Here is a 23,159-nt window from a genome sequence, read left to right as displayed (position 1 = left end):
CTCAAGCCGTGCGCCGGGCTTCCGAACTGGTGCTTCGTGCTCCTGTCGCTGATCGGCCTCGTCGCCGCCTCCATCGGTACCGCGGTGTCGGTGCCGCAGATCGTCCGGCTGATACGCAGTTCGCACGCGGACGGCGTCTCCTACCCGACCGCGCTGCTGGGTGTGCTCATGGCGGGCACCTGGCTGGCCTACGGACTCGCCAGCCGCGACCCGGCCCAGATCGTCGCGAACGTCCCCGGATTGATCGGCATGGTCGTGGTCGCCGTGCTCGTGGCCCGCCGCACGTCGGCGTCGCGCCTGTGGAGCGCGCTCACCGTGGCCGGCTGGATCGGCATCGCCGGCGCCGCGTACGCGCTGGGCGGGCCGCTCGCGCTCGGGTTCTCCGCGACGGTGATCTCCATCGTCCGGCAGGCGCCACAGCTGATCATGGTACTCCAGCCCGGCCCGCTGGACGGCCTCGCACCCACCTCGTACCTGCTGGCGATCGGCAGCGCCGTCCTGTGGAGCGTCTACGGCCTCGGCACCGCCCAGCCGCCGGTGTACGGAACGGCCCTCACGACCGTCGCCATTTCCCTGGTCGTGCTGATGCGCACGCTCAGGTCGGATCCTGTGCCCGCAGCCGCGCCCGCGTGACGATGAACGCCGGGATCGTGCTGGCGATCAGCAGCGGCCCGGCCGCGTAGCAGAGCATCCCGCCGACGCGCAGGTCGACGCTCATGTTCAGCCGCGTGTACGCGGGCAGCCGCTGCGTGACGAACCACAGCGTCAGGCCGATCGCCGCGAGGCCGGGCACCAGCGCGCCGAGCAGCCACGCCGGATTGCGCAGCGCCAGCGCCAGCACCGGCAGCAGCACGGCGACGACACCGGCGAGCACGCACACCCAACCGGCCGGCTCGTCGAACCGCGGCCGCACGTCACTGACGAGCCAGTCCCCGTAGACCCGCGCGAACGGCACGAACGGCACCGCCAGCAGGATCAGCCCGCCGATGCCGCTGCCCAGGACGGCCAGCAGCGCGGCGGGGGACGGCGGCGGCGCCTGTTCCGTCGATGGCATGCCGGACAGCGTACGGGCCGGCGGGAAGCTCCCACCGGCCCGTAGCCGTCGTGTCAGCGGTTGCCGTGGATCAGGCGTTGATGACCAGGACCGTCCGGTCCGTCACCGTGCCGACCGCGTACTCGACCACCCCGACGTAGTGCTTGCCCGGGACGGCGCCGCTCCAGCTCGCCGTCACGGTCGCCGCCTTGCCCGGGGTGACCGACTGGGTCGTCGGCGTGACCGAGAGGCTGCCGCCCGAGGTGCCCGGCACCACGAACGAGTGCAGGACCGTGTCGACCTCCGGAACGCCCGGCGGCAGCGCGAACGCCACCACCCACACGTCGTAGGTGCCCGGCTCCGTCACCGAGATGCCCTCGTTGGAGGTGCCGCCCGCGCTGGTGCCCACCAGCGCGCCGTCCTTGTACAGGAACAGGTCCACGTCGGTCGCCTTGACGTGGTCGCTGTCGAACGTGGCGAACCGCGCGCCCTTACTGCCGGCGGGCACCGTGACGGTGACCTTCTTGGCACCCGGGGACTCGGCCGGCGCACCCGTGTTGAAGCCCGTCTCCGGGCCCGTCATGTGCTGGGTGTGCGTGGTCGACTCGACCAGCCCGTAGGCCTTGGTGGTCAGCGTGCCGGCCGTGGCCGAGCGGACCGACAGCGGCAGGCTGCCGCTGGCGCCCTGGAGCAGGACCTGGTTGCTGGCCGCCAGGTCGGCGCCGCGCACCGCGATCGGGCTCCGCGCGGAGTGCCCGCGCAGGTCCGACCAGGTGAGCGAGCCGAACGCCCAGGTGCCCTTCGCGGCCGTCGTCCGGGTGATCTCCACGGTGAACGAGGCGCTCTTGCGCGGCAGCACCGTCAGCGCGGACGGGGTCACCTTCACCGTGTAGCCGGCCGGGGCCTCGACCCGCGGGAAGTAGACGCTCGCCTGGTTGGTCGTGTTGGTGACCGTGCGGGTGATGGTCTGCTTTCCGGCCAGGTCGCCGACGGCGATCGAGGCGTAGTTGAGGTCGCTCGGGTCGCTCTGCGGGAGCACTCCGCAGACGTCGGTGCCGTCCTCGAAGTACTGGTGCTCGTCGATGCTGCACGAGTACTGCGTCCACTCCAGCGGCGTCGAGTCGTACACGATGCCCGGATCGAACGCCGACCCCGGACGCACGTGGCCCGAGCCGAAGTCGAACGGGTTGGCCGCCGCGCCGTCGCGCTGGATCGGCGCGCCGGTGTTGTCGACCTGGCCGGCCGTCGTCATGATCGCCGACTTGATCGCCATCGGGGACCACGTCGGGTTCTTCGACTTGAGCAGCGCCGCGATACCGGCGATGTGCGGGCTCGACATCGACGTGCCGGAGAGCGCGTTGAAGTTGTTGCCCAGGTTGCCGGCGGGGGAGACCGCCGCGATGACGTCCACGCCGGGCGCGGTGATGTCCGGCTTGAGCAGGTCACCGCCACCGGCCACCGCCGGGCCCTGCGAGGAGAACGACGCCATCGCCGGCGCCTGCGCGGTCACCTTCACGGCCGCCGCGAGCGAGGCCGTCGCGCCGGTGGTCGCCGCGTAGGCCTTGATCGCCGCGCCGTCCGTGTGGTTGACGTGCACCGACGGGACGTAGTGGAAGTCGGCGTTGAGCGAGTTCGGCGCCGGGTTGTACATGACCATGCCGACACCGCCGGCCTGCTGGACCGCGAAGCTCTTGTCGGTGCGCGCGTTGACGCCCCGCCGGCAGAGCACGATCTTGCCGGTCACCTTCGCCGGATCCAGCGAGTCGATGAAGCACAGTTCGGCCTCGGCGGGGTCGACCCCCGCCTTGCCGGCGACGGCCGCGTCGACCAGCGGGGCGGACGGCACGGCCGGGCCGATGCCGGCACCGGTGTACGTCGCGCCGTTGCCGAGCGTCACGGACTTCGACGAGGCGCGGTCGTGGGTGCTGGCCGCCACCGTCGTGGTCCACGGGCTGACGTGCGCCACGGTGCTCGCACCCGGCGTGTTGCCGGCCGAGGTCGCGACGAAGACGCCGGCCGCGGCCGCGTAGTAGAAGGCGCTGCTCACCATGTCGGTCGTCGCGCCCGAGGGGCCGCCGATCGAGTAGTTGATGACGTCGACGCCGTCGAGAACGGCCGCCTCGACCGCCGCCACCGTCTCCGCGCTGCCGCAGTTGGCGGTGCTGAAGTCCGGCAGTTCCCAGCAGATCTTGTAGGCGGCGAGACGCGCGGCCGGCGCCATACCGCTGGCCTTGCCGACCTCGACGCCGTTGATCACGGCGGCCACGTCGTTGTTGCCGGCCGCGGTGCTGGCGGTGTGCGTGCCGTGCCCGTCGAAGTCACGCGGGGAGACGAACTCCTCGTCGATGATGTCGACCGAACCGAGGTTGAAGTACCGGGCGCCGATCAGCTTGTTGTTGCAGTCGACCGGCTGCTCGTCGCCGTACTGGCACTCGCCCTGCCACTTGGCGTCGATGACGTCCTGGTCCGGACGCGGCTCCGGCAGCGGCGCGAACGACGGGTTCTCCGGCCAGATGCCGGTGTCGATGATGCCGACGACGGTGCCCTCACCGGCGTGCGACACGTCGCCGAACTGCTTCTTCCACGTGCCGGTCGCCCCGTCGAGCCCGAGGAACGCGGGCGTGCTGATCGTCTTCGTCGAGTAGACCTCGCTCTTGACGACCTTCACGACACCGGCCGTGCGGCTCAGCTTCGCGGCCTCGGACGGCGTGATCTTCGCCGCGAACCCGTTGAGGGTCGTGTCGTACGTGGCGACGGTCTTCTTCGCGTCGACCTTGGCGCCCTTGAGCGCCTCCGCACGCTTGGTCCGCAGGTGATCGCGGTACGCGGTGAAGTTCCACGCCTTGGTGTCGATCTTCGCGCCGGGCGTCGGCTTCGTGGCCGCGATGCCGGCGACCCCACCGGTGTAGCCGGCGATCGGCGCGCCCGCGAGCTGGACGATATAGATGCCCGCCTGCTCCGGTGCGGCGGCGGCCGAGCCGGGCGGGGCGAGTGCGACAAGAGTGACCGCCGTGGTGGCGATCGCGAGGAGAACCGGGCGCTTACGACCCGACCGAACTGGTAACGACACTGGCCTACCAACCTCCGTGGCATCCGGACGCCCGACAGCGTCTGTGCGGTCGGGCCGCGACCCATCCCTCGAAAGGGGCCGAAACGGGGACATCGACGGATTCCCCTAGTGAGCACGGAGCCTATGAGGGTTGCTGACCAGCGGGAAGAGATGGCGCCGAATGTGCTGGATGGTCAAGGGGCGGAACGAGGGTGCCCCGGTGCACTTAGGTCCGGATCACCGCGGCCGATGGCTGTTACGTAGCACGGGGGAGCGGTGGTGGGAGCGCGATGGATGTCCGGCAAAGGGGTCGGCTGACACTTGTCGACGGCTCCGTCGTGGCGCTCGCCGTGGTGTCGGCCCTGGCGTCGGCGTGGTTCGTGGCGAACGCCACCGGGCCGGTGGGGCCGGTGTGGCTGCTGTGGGCCGGCCCGCCGCTCGCCGCGGTCATCGGCGCGGTGCCCTGCCTGGTGGTGGCGCGACTGCCGGAGCTGCCCGGCCGGCTCGGCCAGTTCTGGTTGGCGATGGCGCTCGCTCAGGTGGCCATCGGGGCGGCGACCGTCTACCAGGCCGTGGACGCCATGCGGGTGCCGGTCGGCGAGCCGCACCCGCTCGGCCCCGGGACCGTCGTCCTGAACATGGTCGCCATGGTGGCCGTCATCGTGGGGCTGTTCCGGCTGCCGGCCGCGCGGGAGGTCACGCGTGCGTCGGTGCTGCGGTTCACCGCCGACGCCGGGATCGTGATCATCACAGTGGGCACGTTCATCTGGTACCTCCTGGAGCACGTGCTGAAGCCGGCGGACGCGTCGAGGGAGCCGACCAACTTCGGGCAGTCCGACGCACCGGTGTTGATCCTCATGGTGCTCGGCGGCCTGAGCGTCATGGCGATCCTCAAGTTGGCGCTGGTCGGGGCCGGCGGGCTGGACCCGAGGGCGCTGCGCCTGATCGTCATCGGCGCTGCGATCGCGTCGTCGGGCGCGCTGGTCGGGCCGATGTTCGAGCCGCAGCCGCACCTCGACCCGACGCAGGTCAACATGCCGGTGCTGCTGCTGTTCATGACGCTCGCCGCGCGTACCCAGCTGCGGACGGCGATCTCCGCCGCCGGGCCGGTCGCGCCGGTGGGGCCGCGTCGGCCGTTCAGCCTGCTGCCGTACCTGGCCGTCGCGGCGACCGACGGGCTGCTGCTCTACACCGTGGCGCGGGCCGAGGCGGAGTTGCCCGTCGCCGTCGCGGCCGTCGTGCTGACCGTCATCGTCGTGGTCCGGCAGATCAGTGCCTTCTATGAGAACGCCGGACTGCTGCGCCAGGTCGACGCGACCCTGCTGGACGTGCGGGAGGCGCAGCGACGGCTGGTGCATCAGGCGAGCCACGACTATCTCACCGGCCTGGCCAACCGCGTGGCGTTCGAGGAGAGGGTCCTCGACGCGGCGGCGGGTGACGTCCCGTTCATCGTCGGGCTGGTCGACCTCGACGACTTCAAGGCGGTGAACGACCGGCTCGGCCACCACGTCGGCGATCAACTCCTGGTGGAGGTGGCCGGCCGGCTGCGCGCCGAGGTGCGCGGCGGCGACGTGGTGGCGCGGCTCGGCGGCGACGAGTTCGCGATCCTCGCCTTCGCCGAGCGGGAGGCCGCGGCCGCGATCGTCGAACGCCTCGGTGCCGCACTGGACCGCCCGATCCGGGTGGCCGGCCACGACCTGCTCGTGCGGGCCAGCACGGGCTACGCCGACGGGGCCCGCGACGCCGAACCGGGCGAACTGCTGCGCCGCGCCGACGTCGCCATGTACGCCGCGAAGGAGTCGGGGAAGGGGCGCGGCGTCCGGTACGACCCGCGGCTCAACCACCGTGCGGAGAGCGACGCGCAGACCGGGGCCGAGCTGCGGATCGCGCTGGACCGAGGGGAGTTCCACCTGCTGTACCAGCCGGTGGTGGGCCTGCCCGGGGGAGAGCCGCTCGGCGCCGAGGCGCTGGTGCGGTGGCGGCATCCGCTGGGCCACCTGGTCGCGCCGGACCAGTTCATCGGCGTGGCCGAGCGGACCGGGCTGATCGTGCCGCTGGGGCGGTGGATCCTGCGCGAGGCGTGCCGGCAGGCCGCGGAGTGGCTGCGGGAGCACGGCGCCGCGCGGGAGTGGGCGGTCGGCGTGAACATCTCGGCGCGCCAGCTGCGCGAGCCCGGGTTCGCCGCGGAGGTCGCCGACGCGCTGCGGGCCGTCGAACTGCCGGCGGAACGCCTGGTCGTCGAGGTGACCGAGACGGCCGTCTTCGACAACGGCCCGGCGGTCGAGGCGCTGGCGGCGGTGTCGGCGCTGGGGGTGCGCATCGCCCTGGACGACTTCGGCACCGGCCACTCGTCGCTGGGTCTGCTGCGCACCTGCCCGGTCGACATCCTCAAGGTCGACAAGTCGTTCATCGCCACCATCACGAACGGCGGCGGCGAGGCCGTCGTGGCGAACGCGATGATCCAGATCGCCGAGGGGCTGGGCCTGCAGGCGGTCGCCGAGGGCGTGGAGACCGAGGAACAGGCCGCGATGCTGGCCCGGATGGGTTACCGCATCGGGCAGGGGTACCTGTTCGACAGGCCGCTGCCGGCCGCGGAGGCGGGGCGTCGGCTGGCCGTTCCGGTGACGGCGGGCGTTCACAGGTAGTACACAGGTTTGGTATGGGCGCCGCACAGCCCCGACCGGGAACGTGAAGGGGTGACGATGCGAGCAGAGGGTCAGGCGACCCGCGCGGACGGCAGCCCGCTGCGGGTTCTCGTGGTCGACGACGAACAGGCCCTGACGGAGTTGCTGTCGATGGCCCTGCGCTACGAGGGCTGGGAGTTGCGAACGGCCGCCGACGGCGCCTCCGCCGTGCGCACCGCGCGGGAGTTCCGCCCGGACGCGGTGGTGCTCGACGTGATGCTGCCCGACATCGACGGGCTGGAGGTGCTCCGCCGCATGCGCGCCGAACAGGCCGAGGTGCCGGTGCTGTTCCTCACGGCGCGCGATGCGGTGGAGGACCGCATCGCCGGCCTCACGGCGGGCGGCGACGACTACGTCACCAAGCCGTTCAGCCTGGAGGAGGTGGTGGCGCGGCTGCGGGGTCTGCTGCGCCGGGCCGGGATGACGGCGGCGCACACCGACGCGCTGCTCGTCGTCGGCGACCTCACGATGGACGAGGACAGCCGCGAGGTGCACCGTGGCGGCGATCCGGTGCCGCTGACGGCGACCGAGTTCGAACTGCTGCGGTACCTGATGCGCAACCCCAAGCGGGTGCTGAGCAAGGCGCAGATCCTCGACCGGGTATGGAACTACGACTTCGGCGGCCAGGCGAACGTCGTCGAGCTCTACATCTCGTACCTGCGCAAGAAGATCGATGCCGGCCGCCCACCGATGATCCACACGATGCGCGGAGCCGGCTATGTCCTCAAGCCCGCCGGCTGAACGGCGCTGGCGCCCCTCCACGTGGTCGCTGCGGACCCGGCTGCTCGCCGTCATGACGCTGCTGCTGGCCGCCGTGAGCCTCGCCATCGGCGCGGTCACGGCGGTCGCGATGCGCGACTTCCTGATCGAACAGGTCGACGGCCGGCTGGCCGACGCCAGCATGCGCAGCGGTTTCGGCGGACCCCGCCCGAACGGCGGCGGCGCCTCGGACGCCTCCGATCAGCTGGGCCGGGCCGGCAACGCGCCCGGCACCGTCCTCGTGCTGCGCCGCACCGACGGGACCGTCGTCGACGCGAAGTACATCATCCCGCACTCGGCCACCACCGCCGACGAGTCGACCACCGCCGACGTGCCGGCCGACGCCCTGGAGGTGCTGCTCGGCGTCCCGGTCGACGGCCGGGCGCGCACCGTCGACCTCGGCGAACTCGGCGAGTACCGGGTGCAGGCGATGCGCTGGGCGGGCCGCGGCAACGGCCCGGACCGGATGCCGGAACGGATCACCGTGACCGGGCTCAGCCTCGCCGAGACCAACGCCACGATCGCCAACCTGCTCCTCGTCGAGGCGCTGGTGACGCTGATCGCGCTCGCCGCCGCCCTGCTCGGCGGGCAGGTCGTGATCCGGCGCAACCTGCGGCCGCTGCGCCGCGTCGCCGCCACCGCCGGCCGCGTGGCCGAGCTGCCGTTGCACGCGGGGGACGTGGCGCTCGCCGAGCGGGTGCCGGCCGCCGACACCGACCCGCGCACCGAGGTGGGCCAGGTCGGGGCCGCGCTCAACCGGCTCCTCGGGCACGTGGACGCGGCGCTCGCCGCCCGGCACGCCAGCGAGACGCGCCTGCGGCAGTTCGCCGCGGACGCCTCCCACGAGTTGCGAACGCCCCTTGCCGCCATCCGCGGCTACGCGGAACTGGGGAGGCGGTCGGCGGCCCAGAGCCCACCCGAGGTCAACCAGGTGCTCGAACGGGTCGAAGCGGCCGCCACCCGGATGACCACCCTGGTGGAGGATCTTCTTCTGCTGGCCCGCCTGGACGCCGGCCGCCCGCTGGAACGCGACGCCGTCGACCTGTCCGCCCTCGTCGTGGAGAGCCTGAGCGACGCGCACGCGGCCGGCCCGCAGCACCGGTGGCGGCTGGACCTGCCGGACGAACCGGTCGAGGTGGTCGGCGACGACGCGCGCCTGCACCAGGTGATCGGCAATCTCCTGACGAACGCCCGCACGCACACGCCGCCCGGCACCACCGTCCAAGTAGGACTGTCCACAGTGGATGGTGCAGCGGTGGTGTCGGTCGTCGACGACGGGCCGGGGATCCCACCGGACCTGCAACCCGCCGTCTTCCAACGCTTCGCGCGCGGCGACAGCGCCCGTTCGCGTACCGCCGGCAGCACCGGCCTCGGCCTGTCCATCGTGGCGGCCGTCGTCGCGGCGCACGGCGGCACCGTGGAGGTGCGCAGCGTGCCCGGGCGCACCGAGTTCACCGTGCGGCTGCCGCTGTTCACAGACGGCGCACAGGTAGGACACACCGTCGCGATAGCCGCGGGTCCGACCGTGGAGTCATGACCGCACAGACTGACCCTGCCGCCGCGCCGGCGGCTCCGGAAGCGGCCGAGGCCTCGGACCGGACCGCTGCCGAGGCTTCCGCGCCGACGGCTCGCCGCCGGGCCGCCCGGCTCCTCCGGGGACCGGCCGACGACCCGCGCTGGATCCGGCCGGCGGTGCTGGCCCTGCTCGCCGCGACCGGCGTCTTCTACGTCTGGGGCCTCTCCGCCTCGGGCTGGGCGAACGCCTACTACGCGGCCGCGGTACAGGCCGGATCGCAGAGCTGGAAGGCGTGGTTCTTCGGCTCCTTCGACGCGGCGAACGCGATCACCGTGGACAAGACGCCGGGCGCGCTGTGGGTGATGGGCCTGTCCGCCCGCCTGTTCGGGATGAACAGCTGGAGCATGCTGGTCCCCGAGGCGCTCATGGGCGTCGCCACGGTCGGGCTGCTGTACGCGACGGTGCGGCGTTCGCTCGCCGGACGGCTCTCCCGGGGCGGGGCCGCCGCGGCGGGGCTGCTCGCCGGTGCGGTCCTCGCGACGACGCCGGTGGCCGTGCTCATGTTCCGCTTCAACAATCCGGACGCGCTGCTGGTGCTCCTGCTCGTCGCCGCCGTCTGGGCCACGCTGCGGGCCGCCGAACGTGGTTCGCTGAAGTGGCTGCTGCTGGCCGGGGCGTTCGTCGGGTTCGGCTACCTCGCCAAGATGCTGCAGGCGCTGGTCGTGCTGCCGCCGCTGGCGCTCCTGTACTTCGTCGTCGCGCCCGTCGGGGTCTGGAAGCGGGTCTGGCACCTGCTCGCCGCGGGCGGCGTGATGGTCGCCTCGGCCGGCTGGTGGGTCGCCGCCGTCGAGCTGTGGCCCGCTTCGAGCCGGCCGTACATCGGCGGTTCCCAGAACAACAGCATTGTGGAACTGACCCTGGGGTACAACGGCCTGGGCCGCCTCACGGGCAACGAGGTGGGCAGCGTCGGCGGCGGCAACGGCGGCGCGTGGGGCCAGACCGGCTGGACGCGCATGTTCGACGCCGAGATCGGCGGCCAGATCTCGTGGCTGCTGCCGGCCGCGCTGATCCTCCTGGTGGCCGGTCTGGTCGTGACCGGCCGCGCGCCGCGGACCGACCGCACCCGGGCCGGGCTCATCGTCTGGGGCGGCTGGCTGCTGGTCACCGGCGTCGTGTTCAGCCAGATGCAGGGCATCTTCCACGCCTACTACACCGTCGCTCTCGCGCCGGCGGTAGGAGCACTCGTGGGAACGGGCGCCGCGCTGCTCTGGTCGCGGCGGCACACCGTCTGGGCACCCCTGGTGCTGGCGGCCACCGTCGCCGGGTCGGCGGTGTGGGCGTACACCCTGCTGGGCCGCAGCGCCGACTGGCAGCCGTGGCTGCGCCCGACGGTGCTCGTGGGCGGGCTGGTGGCCGCCGCGGGGTTGGCGCTGACGGCGTTGCCGGGGCGGGCCCGTTCGGCGCTCGGGCGGTTCCACCTGGCGCCGCTGGCGGCCGCGGTGGCGATCGCGGCGGCGATGGCCGCACCGGTCGGGTACTCGCTGGAGACGGTGTCGGCCGGCAAGGAGGGTTCGATCGTGACGGCCGGTCCGGCGGTGGCCGGCGGCATGGGCCGCGGCGGCGGCGGGCGCTTCCCGGGCGGTGGAGCCCCGGGTGCCCCCGGCGGCCAGAACGGCTTCCCCGGCGGCCAGCGCCCCGACGGCAACGGCGGCAACGGGCAGCGTCAGGACGGCGGCCGCTTCCAGGGCCGGCCCCCGACCGGTGGCGCCCAAGCCGCCCAGCCGCCCGGCGCACAAGGCGCCCAGGGCGGCCCCGGCGGTCAGCGCGCTGGCGGCGGCATGGGCGGCCTGCTCAACGCCAGCACGCCCGACGCCGAACTCGTCGCCCTCCTCAACCAGGACGCCGACAGGTACACCTGGATCGCGGCGACGGTCGGTTCGCAGAACGCCGCCGGCATCCAGCTCGCGCTCGGCAAGCCGGTGATGTCGATCGGCGGCTTCAACGGCAGCGACCCGGCTCCGACGCTCGCCCAGTTCCAGGAGTACGTGGCGCAGGGCCGGGTGCACTACTTCATCGGCGGCGGAGGCTTCGGCGGCGGACGCCAGAACGGCGGCAGCAACGCCGGCTCCGAGATCGCCACCTGGGTAGCCGCGAGCTACCCGGCCAAGACGGTGGGCGGCCAGACCGTCTACGACCTGACCGCGAAGTAGCGCCGACGCCCGTCCACAGGCAAGGCCACGCCTGTCCACAGGCGTGGCCTCGGCCTGGACGCCGGCCGGACGGCGGCCGCACGCTGAGCCACATGCGCCACGACATCCTCGACGCGCTCGCCGAAGGCGAGGCCAGCCGCTCGACGGGCCGATCCACGCCTCGGTCCCGCCGCGGGTGCGCCGCAAGGGCGCGGCGGACCTGATCGTGCACGCTGGATCCGGTCGCCAGACAGGGCCTCCGCGTCACGCGCCTCGAACAGTCCATTGTGGACGCCTGGCCGCTGCTGCCGGCGGCGGAGCGCAGAGCGCGCCCGAGGACCGTGGCAATAGGCCTGTAAAAGGCTTCACAGGTCGTGCACAGCGGTCGTAAACGATCTCGACAGCGCCGCGCCGCACCGTCTTTCCATGACCACAGAGACGCTCCCGCGGCAGGGCCGGGCCGCGACCACCGACGTGCCCGTGCTCGACATCGTCATCCCGGTCTACAACGAGGAACGGGACCTGGCGCCCTGCGTGCAGCGCCTGCACGCCTACCTGAGCGAGCACTTCCCCTACCCCTTTCGCATCACCGTCGCCGACAACGCGAGCGTCGACGGCACCGCGGCGGTGGCGCGGGGTCTCACCGCGCGACTGCCCGGGGTCACCGCGGTGCACCTCGCGGCGAAGGGGCGGGGCCGGGCGCTCAAGGAGGCCTGGAGCGCCTCGGACGCCCCGGTTTTGGCGTACATGGACGTGGACCTGTCGACCGACCTGAAGGCGCTGCTGCCGCTGGTGGCCCCGCTGATCTCGGGGCACTCCGACCTCGCGATCGGCTCGCGACTGGCCCGCGGCTCGCAGGTGGTGCGCGGCGCGAAGCGCGAGATCCTCTCCCGGGGCTACAACCTGATCCTGCGGCGCACCCTCGCGGCGGAGTTCAGCGACGCGCAGTGCGGGTTCAAGGCGATCCGGCGGGACGCGGCCGAACGGCTGCTGCCGCAGGTGGAGGACACCGGCTGGTTCTTCGACACGGAACTGCTGGTGCTGGCGCAGCGGGCCGGACTGCGCATCCACGAGGTGCCGGTGGACTGGGTCGACGATCCGGACAGCCGCGTCGACATCGTCTCCACGGTGATCGCCGACCTCAAGGGGATCGTGCGGCTCGCGACCTCTCCCGTGTCACCGGGCGAGATCCGCGGGAGCGCGCCTGGGCTGGCGCCGCAGCTGGTGCGCTTCGCGGGCGTGGGCGTGGCGAGCACGCTCGCGTACCTGGTGCTGTTCGCGTTGCTGCGGCCGGCCCTGGGGGCCCAGGCGGCAAACCTCGCGGCGCTGCTGATCACGGCGGTGGCGAACACGGCGGCCAACCGGCGGCTGACGTTCGGGGTGCGCGGGCGGGCGGGCGCCGGCCGGCATCAGGCGCAGGGGCTGCTCATCTTCGGGTTGGGGCTGGCGCTGACGAGCGGGTCGCTCGGGCTGCTGCACGCGCTGGACCCGACGCCGGCGCGCGGCGTGGAGCTGGTGGTGCTGTGCGCGGCCAACGCCGGCGCCACCCTGGTGCGGTTCCTGCTGATGCGGGCGTGGGTCTTCCGACGGGCACCCGTCGACGGCGCGAAGCCGACCGTCGCGGGCGTGGGATCACACGTCGCAGGCGCGCGTTGACTGTTCGTATCCCTTGAAGAAGCTGTCGGTGCGCTGCTCCGGCGACCCGTGCGAGCCCTCGGCGAACCAGGGCTGGCCCGGGTCGTCGCCGACCGCCTGCAGCCCCTGGCGGAGTTCGTCGAGATCGCCGTCCTCCAGGGTCAGCCGGTCGGCCTTGACCGAGTCGCCGATGTACGCCCCGGCGAGGCAGTCCGCCTGGAGTTCCTGCTCGATCGTGTACTCGTAGCGCAGCCCGAGCCGCACCTGGATCCCGTGCGCGTACTCGTGCCCGAGCAGGAAGTACAGGAAGGCGTCGCCGACCTGCGCGTAGGCCCGCACGGCCCAGTTCACGTCGTAGGCGATGAAGTCGCCGTCGGGGCAGTAGGCGGCGTTGTTCGCCGGCACCACCTGTGCGCCGCAGGTGACCTCGCCCTCGGCACGGTAGGGGAAGACCCGCCGGATCGGCGTGAACCGCCGCCCGCCCTGGCTGAACCGGTCCGTCCAGTACGCCTCGGCCACCGCGACGGCACCCTCGATGTCGTCCTGGAACTCGTCGGCGTTCGGCCGCCGTTCGGCTTGCCCGCTGGCGGCCGGCGACGAGGGCTCGTCCGAACCGGACCCGCCCCCGACGGCACACGCGGCAGCGATGAGGGCCGCCGCGACGAGTAAACCGATTCGTGAGCGCATCGACAGCGTCATTACCCGTCCGTGGACGAAGCATGCACCGTCAGCCGATCGGGCCACCCGTCCATCGACCGGTCACCACCCGAAAGGCGAACGGCCAGGTAGGTGGCGTGGCACAGGCGAGGCGATTAGGTTCGACCTGTACCCGACAGGGGGCGGGGGGTGCCGACTCCGCACCGGTTCTGTCTAGGCTATGACGCCGGTCACGCCCGGACGGCGCGACTGGCGGCTGTTCGCTACCGTGCGACGGGTGCCGTGCCCCGTTCGGCACACGGTCAGCACCCCGAGGAGTTTGATGTCCAACTACGATCCTCCCCAGCAGCCCTGGGGTGGGCCGCCACCCCAGGATCCCTACGGGGCACCGCAGTACCCGCAGGATCCCGGCATGCAACCCGGAGGTTATCCGCCTCCGCCGCCGCCCACCTCGGCCTTCCCGGGCGGTGGCTACCAGGATCCGGGCTACCCGCCGGTCAGTGGTGCCGGCGGCGGTTACCCGCCTCCCGGCGGCGGTGGCTTCCCGCCCCCCGGTGGTGGCTTTCCCCCGCCTCCCGGCGGCGGTTTCCCGGGCGCTCCCCAGCCCCCGTCGCGCGGTAACTCGGGCAAGATCATCATCGCGATCGTCGCCGTGGTTGTGCTCGCGCTGTGTTGTGGCGGTGGCTACACGGCGTACCAGTACTCCAAGGACGACGGCAACGACAAGGCCGGCCCCGGCGCCTCCGCGTCGGCCACCCCGAGCGCGACCGGCTCGGCCGGTGCGACCAGCCGCCCCAGCGCGACCCGCACCCCGACCGCCGCGCCGACCACGGCCGGCAACGGCGGCGACGACCCGGACACGTTCGTCAAGGGCGACTGCTTCATCAACCAGGGCACGGACAGCAGCCCGGCGCTGAAGAAGGTCCCCTGCACGACGTCGGGTGCCTACGAAGTCGTCGCGAAGATCCCGGGTACGGCGGACAAGGCCCGCTGCGACGGTGCCGGAGTGGGACGCTACGACGCCTCGTACACCCACGACGAGACCTCCGGCTCGTCCAACGACTACGTGTTGTGCCTGCGCAAGCGCTGATCTGAGGCAGGAAGAACCCCGGTCCGGCGATGCCGGACCGGGGTTTCCGCGTTATTCGGAGTCCGCCTTCGGGGCCTCCGCCGGCCGCAGCCACTGCCAGGCCAGGAAGAGCAGGCCGAACACCAGCATCGCCAGGCCGGCCCACAGGTTGATCCGCAGCCCCTCCGCCTTGCTCAGGTCGGCCGTCGAGTCGAACAGCCCGCGCAGCGTGAGGATCGCGCCGTACACGACGAACAGCCCACCGATCACCCGCCGCACGTCGAAGAGCCGGGCGGCCGCGGAACGGCGTTCGGTCTCGTTGTCGGTCATGTTCGAGCCTCCTTACCAGACCGGGATGTAGAAGAGCAGCGACAGCGCGACGGCGAACAGCCCCAGCGCGATCGGGTTGCGGTACCAGGCCTCGTCGCCGGCCAGCAGGTCCTCGGTGCCCATGCCCTTGGCCCTGCCGTACACCAGCCCGTCCAGTTCCTCGACCGGCTTGGGTGCGGTCAGCGGCGTCACGACGGCCGCCACGATCGCCACGGTCACGAACGCGAGCCCGGCACCCCAGAAGCTCTGCTCCAGGTCGGAGTTGAACTTGATCACGTCACCCAGGTACAGCAGGTAGAGCGTGAGCGCGGCGAGCGAACCGGCGGCGAGCGACAGGAAGCCCGCCAGCGGCGTCATCCGCTTCCAGAACATGCCGATGATGAACGTCGCGAACAGCGGCGCGTTGAAGAGCGCGAACAGCGCCTGGATGTAGTTCATGATGTTGTCGAAGCCGGCCGCGATGAACGCCGTCCCGATGCCGATGACCACACCGGCGACCGTGGCGATGCGGCCCACCCGCAGGTAGTACCCGTCGGGCATGTCCTTCTTCACGTACTCCTGCCAGATGTCGTACGTGAAGACGGTGTTGAACCCGCTGACGTTCGCGGCCATGCCGGCCATGAACGACGCGAGCAGCCCGGTGACGGCGACGCCGAGAACGCCGTTCGGCAGCAGGTCGCGCATGAGCAGCGGGATGGCGTTGTTGTACGTGAGGTCGCCTTCCTTGGCGCCGAGCCCCTGCACGGTGATGAGCGCGATGAGGCCGGGGATCACGGTCACGACCGGGATCAGCAGCTTCGGGTAGGCCGCGATGATCGGCGTGCGGCGGGCGGCGCTCATGTTCCGCGCCGACAGCGCGCGCTGCACCTCGGCGAAGTTCGTCGTCCAGTAGCCGAACGACAGCACGAACCCGAGCCCGAACACGATGCCGATCCAGTTGGCGCCGAGCGGATTGTCCGAGCCGCCGGTGCCGGACCAGGCGTGCAGCCCGGCCTCGCCGAGCGACGTGCCCTTGACCGCGTCCATGAGGCCGCCGAAGCCGCCGACCTTCTGCAGCCCGATGACCGTGATCGGGATGAGGCCGGCGAGGATCACGAAGAACTGGAGCACCTCGTTGTAGATCGCCGACGACAGCCCGCCGAGCAGGATGTACGACAGGACGATGAACGCGCCGACCACGATGGAGACCCACTGCGGCCAGCCGAGCAGGGCCTGCATGACGAGCGCGAGCGCGAAGAGGTTCACGCCGGCGATGAGCACCTGCGCCACCGCGAACGTGATCGCGTTGAACAGGTGCGTCGGTCTGTTGAACCGCAGGCGCAGGTACTCCGGCACACTGCGGACCTTGGACCCGTAGTAGAAGGGCATCATCACGATGCCGAGGAAGACCATCGCGGGAACCGCGCCGATCCAGTAGTAGTGCAGCGTCATGTACCCGTACTGGGCTCCGTTGGCGGCCATCCCGATGATCTCGAGGGCGCCGAGGTTCGCCGAGACGAACGCGAGGCCGGTGACCCAGGCCGGCAGCGACCGGCCGGACAGGAAGAAGTCGACGCTGGTGCGGATCGCGCGTCGGGCGGCGAACCCGACTCCGAGAACCGTCACGAAGTACAGTGCGACGAGCAGATAGTCGACGGCGTCGAGGCGAAGGCGGAGACCGTCGGCGGCAAGTGTGTCCACCACGAACGGGTCCATACCCGTGGATGGAAATGGGAAACGGGGGCCGCTCCAACCGGCCGGACCCCCGTACCGGCCGGCTGGAGCCGGGTGCCTCGCGGCCGTCGCCGGCCGGGTCAGCCCCCGTGGTGAGTGGAACTCACGCGGTTATTCTTACCGTCCCAAGTGCCCGGAGTGGGCCGAATGCCCGAAAAAGTCAAGCCGCCCGCGTGGAAGCCGTCCCGACCTGTCCCACGACCGTGTCGGCGAGCGCCGCGAGAGCCGCCCGCGCCGGCCCTTCGGGCAGGACCCCCAGGTCCGCCGTCGCCCGGGCCGCGTACCGTTCCGCCTCCGCCCGTCCTTCCGACAATCCGGGGGAACGCCTCAGGAGCGTCAGCGCGGCGCGGTGCACACCGCGGCTGCCGGTCGCCCCGGCCACGACGCCCGCCATCACCGCGCGGCGCAGCCGTGCCCGCGGGCCGCGTTCGCCGGTACCGCGCAGTGCCCGCAGCACGGGTAGTGTGCGCAGCCCCTGGCGCAGGTCCGCACCGTCCGGCTTGCCCGACGCGGCGCGGTCGGCCGCGATGTCCAGCACGTCGTCGGCCAGCTGGAACGCGATGCCGAGCTGCTCGGCGTACCGGGTGAGCGCCGCGGTCGCCGCCGGGGTGGCGCCGGCCGCCAGGGCGCCCAGGTGGGCCGCGAGCCCGAAGAGCGCCGCGGTCTTGTCCGAGACGACCGCCAGGTAGTGCTGCTCCGGATCCTGGCCCGGCGCGGGACCCGCCGCCTCGCTCACCTGTCCGCGCACCAGCCGGGCCAGGGTCTCCGCCTGGGCGCGCTGCGCCTGCGGGCCGAGGCCGGCACCCAGGATCGCGGCCTTGGCCACCAGGTAGTCGCCGCCGAGAACGGCGAGCCGGTCGCCCCAGCGGGCGTTCGCGCTCGGCGCACCGCGCCGCCGGTCGGCGTTGTCCAGCACGTCGTCGTGGTACAGCGAGGCGACGTGCACCAGTTCGACCAGGGCGGCGGCCTCCAGCACGCGCCGGCCGTCCGGCTCGGGGCCGAACCGGGCCGCGAGCAGCGCCAGCGCCGGCCGCATCCGCTTGCCACCGGCGGCTATCAGGTGCCCGGCGACCGTGTCCAGCAGCACCTCGCCCGAACCGTCCACAGTGGAGCGGAGCAGTTCTTCGGTGGCGGCGCGGCGTTCGGCCAACCAGTCGGACAACTCCTCGTCGGCAACTGTCCACATAGGACTAACCCTCCCGTCCGCAGTCCGCGCAGGCACCGCGCCGGCGCAGTTTGTAGGCGTACGCGGCCACCGCCAGAGCGACTCCCCACAGCGGCCACAGCAGGTGCGGCAGCATGAGCAGGAAGCCCTGTTCCCACAGCTGCGGCGCGCCGATCAGGGCCAGCCCGCCCGCGAACACCATCGCGGCCACGTACATCGCCGGCACCACCGCGAGCGAGATCGGCACCCGCCGGCCGGCCAGCCCGAGCATCCACCGCGGGAACACCTCGCCCCACCGCTGCACCAGCCCGAGCGTGAGCACCGCACCGACCAGCGCGAACGACGCCAGCCCCACGGCCGCCCACAGCCCTTCGCCGGCACGCAGTTCGGCCACCTCCGCGCGGCTCAGCCCGAACGGGATCCCGACCGCCCAGGCGAACCGGGTCAGCGCGTACATCAGCGGAACCGCCACCGCCGCACCGACCGCCCAGCGGCTCCACCGTTCGAGGGGAACCCGGGCCGCCCGATCGTTGCGCCCGCAGTCGACGCACGCCCCCCGGGTGCGCCGCTGCCAGGCGAGAACCGTCGCCCCGATGAGAACCCCACCGATCACGCTCCACGCCTGGTTGAGCAGCCCGGCGTCGAACACCGCCCGCAGGTCCACCTCCACCCAGCCGAACGGCGCGGCGATCAGCAGCAGCGGCGCGTAGCCGGTCAGCGCGAGGAGGGACGCCCCGGGCACGACGAGCGCCAGCACCGCGGCCGACGTCCACCCGAACAGGAGAAGTGCGACCCGGGTGCCGCCCGTGAGACGTTCCATATAGGCACCCGACATCGCGACGGCGGCGACGGCGGACGCGAGCAGGAGCTGCGCGAGCAGTGGCGCCCCGACCGCGGGATCGAGGCGGCTCCACAGCGAGATGTCATCGGCGTTGTGGAACGGGTAACCCGAACCCGTCGCCGTCCAGATCAGTGCGACGAATCCGTAGGTGCCGGCCCACAGTGCGGCGATCCACCCGACGGCCGGTAGCCGGGCGGGAGCGCTTGCCAGGGTTGTCATGGCTCGACGATCGTCGGCGGGGGCACGGAAAGCGTCACGCCGGGGCGTGAACCGCCTCCCTCGCGCGGGGGAGGGCTCACCCCTGGGGAGTGATGAATCCGCTCTCGTAGGCGATCACCACGGCCTGGGTGCGATCGCGCGCGCCCAGCTTCGTGAGCACGTTTCCGACGTGGGTCTTCACCGTCTCCACGCCGACGACGAGCCGTGCGGCAATCTCCGCGTTGGACAGGCCCGCGGCGACGTGGCGCAGCACCTCGGCCTCCCGGTCGGTCAGCCGCGCGCCGCGCAACCGGGTGCCGGCCGTCCCGCCCCCGAACGTCCCCACGAGCCGGCGGATCGCCGTCGGGAACAACAGCGACTCGCCCTGCGCCACCACCCGGATCGCGTGCAGCACCTCCGCCGGACGGGCCCGTTTCAGCAGGAACCCGCTCGCCCCGGCGCGTAGCGCCTCGTAGACGTACTCGTCGTTCTCGAACGTCGTGATGACCAGCACCTTCGGCGGCGTCGCGCTGGATGCCAGCAGGTGCCGCGTCGCCTGGATCCCGTCCACCGCCGGCATCCGAACATCCATCAGCAGCACGTCCGGCCGCACCCGCGCGACCAGCGACGGTACCTCCGCACCGTCGGCCGCCTCGCCGACCACCGTCAGGTCCGGCTGCGCGTCGATGACGGCCCGCAGCCCCACCCGGATCAGCTCGTCGTCGTCGACGATCGCCACGCCCGTCACGTCTTGACCGGCAGGCTCGCGGCGACCCGCCACCGGCCGCCCTCCGGTCCCACGCTCAGCGTGCCGCCGAGCAGCGTCACCCGCTCGCGCATGCCGTCCAGCCCGCGCCCCTTCTTCGTGGAAACCTTGTGCGGCAAGGGGTTCACCACCTCGATGTCGAGGGCCACAGTGGACACTCCGATGTGGACGGTCACCGGTACCTTGCCGGCGTGGCGTAGCGCGTTGGTGAGGCTCTCCTGCACGATCCGGTACCCCTCCCGCGACGCGGCGCCCGGCAGCGCCGACATGCTGCCCTCGACGTGCGCCTCCACCGTCACCCCGGTGGCACGGGTGTCCGCCAGCAGCCGGTCGAGCTGCTCCAGGGTCCGGTGCGGCTCCGTCGCGGCCGCGGACTCGCGCAGCACGCCGAGGACGTGATCCAGGTCGTCCATCGCCGCCCGGCCCGTGTCCTCGATCGCCTGCAGAGCCCTTCGCGCGAACGCCGGATCGGTGGCGAGCAGTTCGCGTGCGGCGGCCGCCTGCAGCGTCGTGACCGTCAGGGCGTGACCGACGGAGTCGTGCAGCTCCCGCGCCAGGCGGTTGCGTTCGGCAAGCTTGGTGGCGTGCGCCTCGAGGGCGGCGATCCGTTCCGTCGCCGACGGGCCGAGCAGCACCGGCGCCATCACCGAGGCCAGCGCGCCCAGGCCCGCCACGGCGTACATCAGCGCCACGACCAGCACCACGCCCAGCGCGGCGATCAACGGCTGCGTCTCGACCGACGCCGCGATCGGCACCACGATCAGCACCCCGGACGTCACGAGCCCACCGATCGCCAGGTGCAGCGTGAACCACAGCGCGCCGCGCAGCCGCGTCTCGCGCCCCTCGGGGCCGGCGTCCGGCAGCGGCTCCGGCAGGTCCACGTCGAGCAGCCACCGGGCCGCCGCGATCTCCAGCGCACGGGTCCCCCGCAGGAACGCCGGCACCAGCCCGATCAGCCCGCTGCCGAGCATCAGCAGCAGCAACGTGACGCGCGCCGCCGCCGGATCCGCCCACGCCCGCCAGAAGAGCCCGGCGAGCAGCGCGTACGGCAGCGCCAGCACGCCGCCGAGCAGCAGGTAGACGCCGCGCCGGTAGGTCGCGCCCCGCAGCAGCGGCCCGACGATCTTCACTGGGTCATCCTCACAGGGGGTCGTTGAACCTTTCACGGTTAAGTAGCCCCTGAACTGGGGCGACGCGGCCATCGATTGCGATCTTAGAAACCCCGTCCCTACGGTCGGCGCAACCTCACCCCCAGGAGTCTGCATGAAGATCCGCGGTTACGGACGGGCCCGCCTGCTCGTCGCGGGCGCGGCCGTCCTCTCCCTGGTCGGCGCCGCCATGATCGCATTCGCCGGACCGGCCAGCGCCGCCGCCGGCTTCTACGTCTCGAACGGCAAACTGTACGAATCCAACGGTGCCGAGTTCGTCATCCGCGGCACGAGCCACGCGCACACCTGGTATCCCTCGCAGACGAGTTCGTTCGCGAACATCAAGGCCAAGGGCGCCAACAGCGTGCGCGTCGTCCTGAGCGGCGGCCGCTGGACGGCCAACACCGCCGCCGACGTCGCGAACGTCATCTCGCTCTGCAAGGCCAACCGGCTCATCTGCATCCTGGAGAACCACGACACCACCGGCTACGGCGAGCAGTCCGGCGCGGTCTCGCTCGACACCGCGGTGAACTACTGGATCGGCCTGCAGAGCGTGCTCACCGGCCAGGAGCGCTACGTCATCATCAACATCGGCAACGAGCCGTGGGGCAACGTCGGCGCGAGCGGCTGGACGAGCGCCACCACGGCCGCCATCACCCGCATGCGCAACGCCGGCTTCGACCACACTCTCATGATCGACGCCCCGAACTGGGGCCAGGACTGGGAGAACATCATGCGCACCAACGCGCGCACGGTGTGGAACAGCGACCCGGACCGGAACCTGCTCTTCTCGGTGCACATGTACGGCGTGTACGACACCGCGGCGGAAGTAACCTCGTATCTGAACTACTTCCGCTCCGAGAGCCTGCCGATCGCGGTGGGCGAGTTCGGGTTCGACCACTCCGACGGCAACCCCGACGAGGACACCATCATGGCGACCGCGCAGTCGCTCGGCATCGGCTACCTCGGCTGGAGCTGGAGCGGCAACGGCGGTGGCGTCGAGTACCTCGACCAGGTCACGAACTTCGACCCCAACCAGCTCACCTCCTGGGGCGAACGGCTCTTCAACGGCGCCAACGGAATCCGTTCCACCGCGCGGGAGGCGTCTGTCTACAGTGGACAGCAGCCGCCCTCGTCGCAGCCCCCGGTCTCGCCCTCGGCGTCCTCCTCCTCGCCCCGCCCGCCCTCCTCACCGCCCGCCTCCGCCACGGGTACCTGCTCCGTCACCTATCGCGTGACAGGCTCGTGGCCAGGTGGGTTCCAGGCCGGCGTGGCGATCGGCAACACCGGCACCTCGCCCGTGAACGGCTGGACGCTCGGCTGGACGTTCGCCAACGGGCAGACCATCACCAACATGTGGGGCGGCACCCCGTCGGTCAACGGCGGCACCGTCTCCGTCGTGAACGCCGGCTACACGGCACAGATCCCGGCCGGCGGTTCGCAGACGATCGGGTTCATCGGCGGGGCGACCGGCGGCAACACCAACCCCACCGCCTTCACCCTGAACGGCCGCGCCTGCACGGTCCTGTAGCCACTTCTTCCCTGAACGCGGGCGCCGGGCGGGACACCCCCACCGGCGCCCGCACCCCTACGCCTCGCTATGCGGCCCGGCTCATGCGGCCCGGCCGACCGGAGCCTGGATCGCCGCGGCGAGGGCGAGCGCGAAAGCGGCCGCGTTCATGGCGGCCTCGTCCGGCCTGCTGACGGAGGCCTTGGTGCCGTCGGCGTGGTCGCTCACACCCCGGATGCTGAGCACCGGCAGCGAACGGTTCAGGTGGCCGGCGCACGCCACCCCGACGGATTCCATGTCGACGGCCACAGCGTCGTTGTAATTGCGCCGCAGATGCTCGGCCAGATCCCCCGCCCGGGAGTTGACGAGGACTTCGCCGGCCGCGATCGGCTTGAAGTGCACAACCGGCGCCCGCTCGCCCCGCCACTCGAAGGTGCGCGCCACGTGCCCGGCGAGCTGCTCCAACCCGTGCGGCGCCTCGAACACCTGCGGCCGCGGCAGGAAGTCGTTGCCCTCCGCCTTCCCGCCGTGGAACGCATAGACCTTCGTGGCGACCACCACGTCGGTGAGCGCGACGGTGTCGTTGAGGGCACCGGCGGTCCCGACGAAGAACATCGCCCGCGGCTGGAACACCCACGCCGCCCGCTCCGCGATCAACGCGGCCGGCGTGTTGCCCTCGCCGGTGCGCACGATGGCGACCCAGCCGGCATCGGGGGAGGGGCGCCCGATCTCGAAGAAGGTCCCGGCGGGGTGCTGCCATGACCGCGGCTGATCCAGGTGCGCCCGCACCGCCTGATATTCAAGATCAAGAGCGGTCAGAATGACGACCGTTGGACGCCGAAGTAGCCGGTCGAGCCGCAGGGGCGGCGGTCTTCTGAGCACGGAAACCCCCTAGCC

General features: G+C 72.1%; 18 protein-coding genes. 8 read left to right on the top strand and 10 right to left on the bottom strand.

Annotated features, from left to right (window positions below):
* The first annotated feature begins 36 nt into the window (after positions 1 to 36).
* Positions 37 to 633 carry a SemiSWEET family transporter gene (locus tag Val02_RS28910; protein WP_203902396.1) on the top strand — a complete coding sequence of 199 codons (597 nt, stop codon included), beginning with the start codon at positions 37 to 39 and terminating at the stop codon, positions 631 to 633.
* Here Val02_RS28910 and Val02_RS28905 read toward each other — a convergent pair.
* Positions 596 to 1,054: a hypothetical protein gene (locus tag Val02_RS28905; protein WP_203902395.1), complete on the bottom strand. Its 459-nt coding sequence runs from the start codon at positions 1,052 to 1,054 to the stop codon at positions 596 to 598. The genes Val02_RS28910 and Val02_RS28905 overlap by 38 nt on opposite strands.
* A gap of 70 nt (positions 1,055 to 1,124) precedes the next feature.
* Entirely contained in the window at positions 1,125 to 4,103 is a 2,979-nt protein-coding gene (locus Val02_RS28900; protein ID WP_239153409.1) for a S8 family serine peptidase, read from the bottom strand.
* Positions 4,104 to 4,372: 269 nt separating this feature from the next.
* On the opposite strand from Val02_RS28900, the gene Val02_RS28895 reads away from it, so the two are divergent.
* The 5 genes from Val02_RS28895 to Val02_RS28875 all read left to right on the top strand — a co-directional run bounded on the left by Val02_RS28895 (position 4,373) and on the right by Val02_RS28875 (position 12,886).
* Positions 4,373 to 6,727, top strand: coding sequence for a putative bifunctional diguanylate cyclase/phosphodiesterase (locus tag Val02_RS28895; RefSeq protein WP_203902393.1), 2,355 nt, complete (start codon positions 4,373 to 4,375; stop codon positions 6,725 to 6,727).
* A 57-nt stretch (positions 6,728 to 6,784) separates the two neighbouring features.
* Positions 6,785 to 7,507: a response regulator transcription factor gene (locus Val02_RS28890; RefSeq protein WP_203902392.1), complete on the top strand. Its 723-nt coding sequence runs from the start codon at positions 6,785 to 6,787 to the stop codon at positions 7,505 to 7,507.
* Positions 7,485 to 9,062 carry a sensor histidine kinase gene (locus Val02_RS28885; protein WP_203902391.1) on the top strand — a complete coding sequence of 526 codons (1,578 nt, stop codon included), beginning with the start codon at positions 7,485 to 7,487 and terminating at the stop codon, positions 9,060 to 9,062. Before Val02_RS28890 ends, Val02_RS28885 begins: the two co-directional genes overlap by 23 nt.
* Positions 9,059 to 11,251, top strand: a complete 2,193-nt coding sequence (locus tag Val02_RS28880) for an ArnT family glycosyltransferase (RefSeq protein ID WP_203902390.1) — start codon at positions 9,059 to 9,061, stop codon at positions 11,249 to 11,251. The genes Val02_RS28885 and Val02_RS28880 overlap by 4 nt, the downstream gene beginning before the upstream one ends.
* Before the next feature lie 405 nt (positions 11,252 to 11,656).
* Positions 11,657 to 12,886, top strand: a complete 1,230-nt coding sequence (locus tag Val02_RS28875; protein WP_203902389.1) for a bifunctional glycosyltransferase family 2/GtrA family protein — start codon at positions 11,657 to 11,659, stop codon at positions 12,884 to 12,886.
* Here Val02_RS28875 and Val02_RS28870 read toward each other — a convergent pair.
* On the bottom strand, positions 12,863 to 13,552 hold the full coding sequence (locus tag Val02_RS28870) for a neutral zinc metallopeptidase (RefSeq protein ID WP_239153408.1): 690 nt from the start codon (positions 13,550 to 13,552) through the stop codon (positions 12,863 to 12,865). The genes Val02_RS28875 and Val02_RS28870 overlap by 24 nt on opposite strands.
* Before the next feature lie 292 nt (positions 13,553 to 13,844).
* Between Val02_RS28870 and Val02_RS47625 the strand changes: the two genes are divergently transcribed.
* A complete protein-coding gene (locus tag Val02_RS47625) occupies positions 13,845 to 14,612 on the top strand; it encodes an LppU/SCO3897 family protein (protein ID WP_239153421.1) in 768 nt (255 codons plus the stop codon).
* A 51-nt stretch (positions 14,613 to 14,663) separates the two neighbouring features.
* On the opposite strand, the gene Val02_RS28860 is transcribed toward Val02_RS47625, so the two are convergent.
* The 6 genes from Val02_RS28860 to Val02_RS28835 form a co-directional block, all read right to left on the bottom strand.
* Positions 14,664 to 14,921: a hypothetical protein gene (locus Val02_RS28860; RefSeq protein WP_203902387.1), complete on the bottom strand. Its 258-nt coding sequence runs from the start codon at positions 14,919 to 14,921 to the stop codon at positions 14,664 to 14,666.
* A 12-nt stretch (positions 14,922 to 14,933) separates the two neighbouring features.
* Positions 14,934 to 16,601 (bottom strand): sodium:solute symporter family protein, encoded by a 1,668-nt coding sequence (locus Val02_RS28855; protein WP_239153420.1) that lies wholly within the window; start codon positions 16,599 to 16,601, stop codon positions 14,934 to 14,936.
* A 193-nt stretch (positions 16,602 to 16,794) separates the two neighbouring features.
* Positions 16,795 to 17,820 (bottom strand): polyprenyl synthetase family protein, encoded by a 1,026-nt coding sequence (locus Val02_RS28850; RefSeq protein ID WP_203902385.1) that lies wholly within the window; start codon positions 17,818 to 17,820, stop codon positions 16,795 to 16,797.
* A gap of 4 nt (positions 17,821 to 17,824) precedes the next feature.
* Entirely contained in the window at positions 17,825 to 18,859 is a 1,035-nt protein-coding gene (locus Val02_RS28845; protein WP_203902384.1) for a hypothetical protein, read from the bottom strand.
* A 76-nt stretch (positions 18,860 to 18,935) separates the two neighbouring features.
* Positions 18,936 to 19,586 carry a response regulator transcription factor gene (locus Val02_RS28840; protein ID WP_203902383.1) on the bottom strand — a complete coding sequence of 217 codons (651 nt, stop codon included), beginning with the start codon at positions 19,584 to 19,586 and terminating at the stop codon, positions 18,936 to 18,938.
* Positions 19,583 to 20,734 carry a sensor histidine kinase gene (locus Val02_RS28835; protein ID WP_239153407.1) on the bottom strand — a complete coding sequence of 384 codons (1,152 nt, stop codon included), beginning with the start codon at positions 20,732 to 20,734 and terminating at the stop codon, positions 19,583 to 19,585. The genes Val02_RS28840 and Val02_RS28835 overlap by 4 nt, the downstream gene beginning before the upstream one ends.
* Positions 20,735 to 20,867: 133 nt before the next feature.
* On the opposite strand from Val02_RS28835, the gene Val02_RS28830 reads away from it, so the two are divergent.
* Positions 20,868 to 22,283, top strand: a complete 1,416-nt coding sequence (locus Val02_RS28830) for a cellulase family glycosylhydrolase (RefSeq protein WP_203902381.1) — start codon at positions 20,868 to 20,870, stop codon at positions 22,281 to 22,283.
* An 81-nt stretch (positions 22,284 to 22,364) separates the two neighbouring features.
* Here Val02_RS28830 and Val02_RS28825 read toward each other — a convergent pair whose 3' ends face one another.
* A complete protein-coding gene (locus Val02_RS28825; RefSeq protein WP_275415621.1) occupies positions 22,365 to 23,144 on the bottom strand; it encodes a 5'-methylthioadenosine/S-adenosylhomocysteine nucleosidase family protein in 780 nt (259 codons plus the stop codon).
* Positions 23,145 to 23,159: the final 15 nt, after the last annotated feature.

It is taken from the genome of Virgisporangium aliadipatigenens, assembly GCF_016863615.1.
GTDB lineage: Bacteria > Actinomycetota > Actinomycetes > Mycobacteriales > Micromonosporaceae > Virgisporangium > Virgisporangium aliadipatigenens.
Note: the sequence above shows the minus strand (reverse complement) of the source record. Positions and strands in the feature narration are given on the sequence as shown.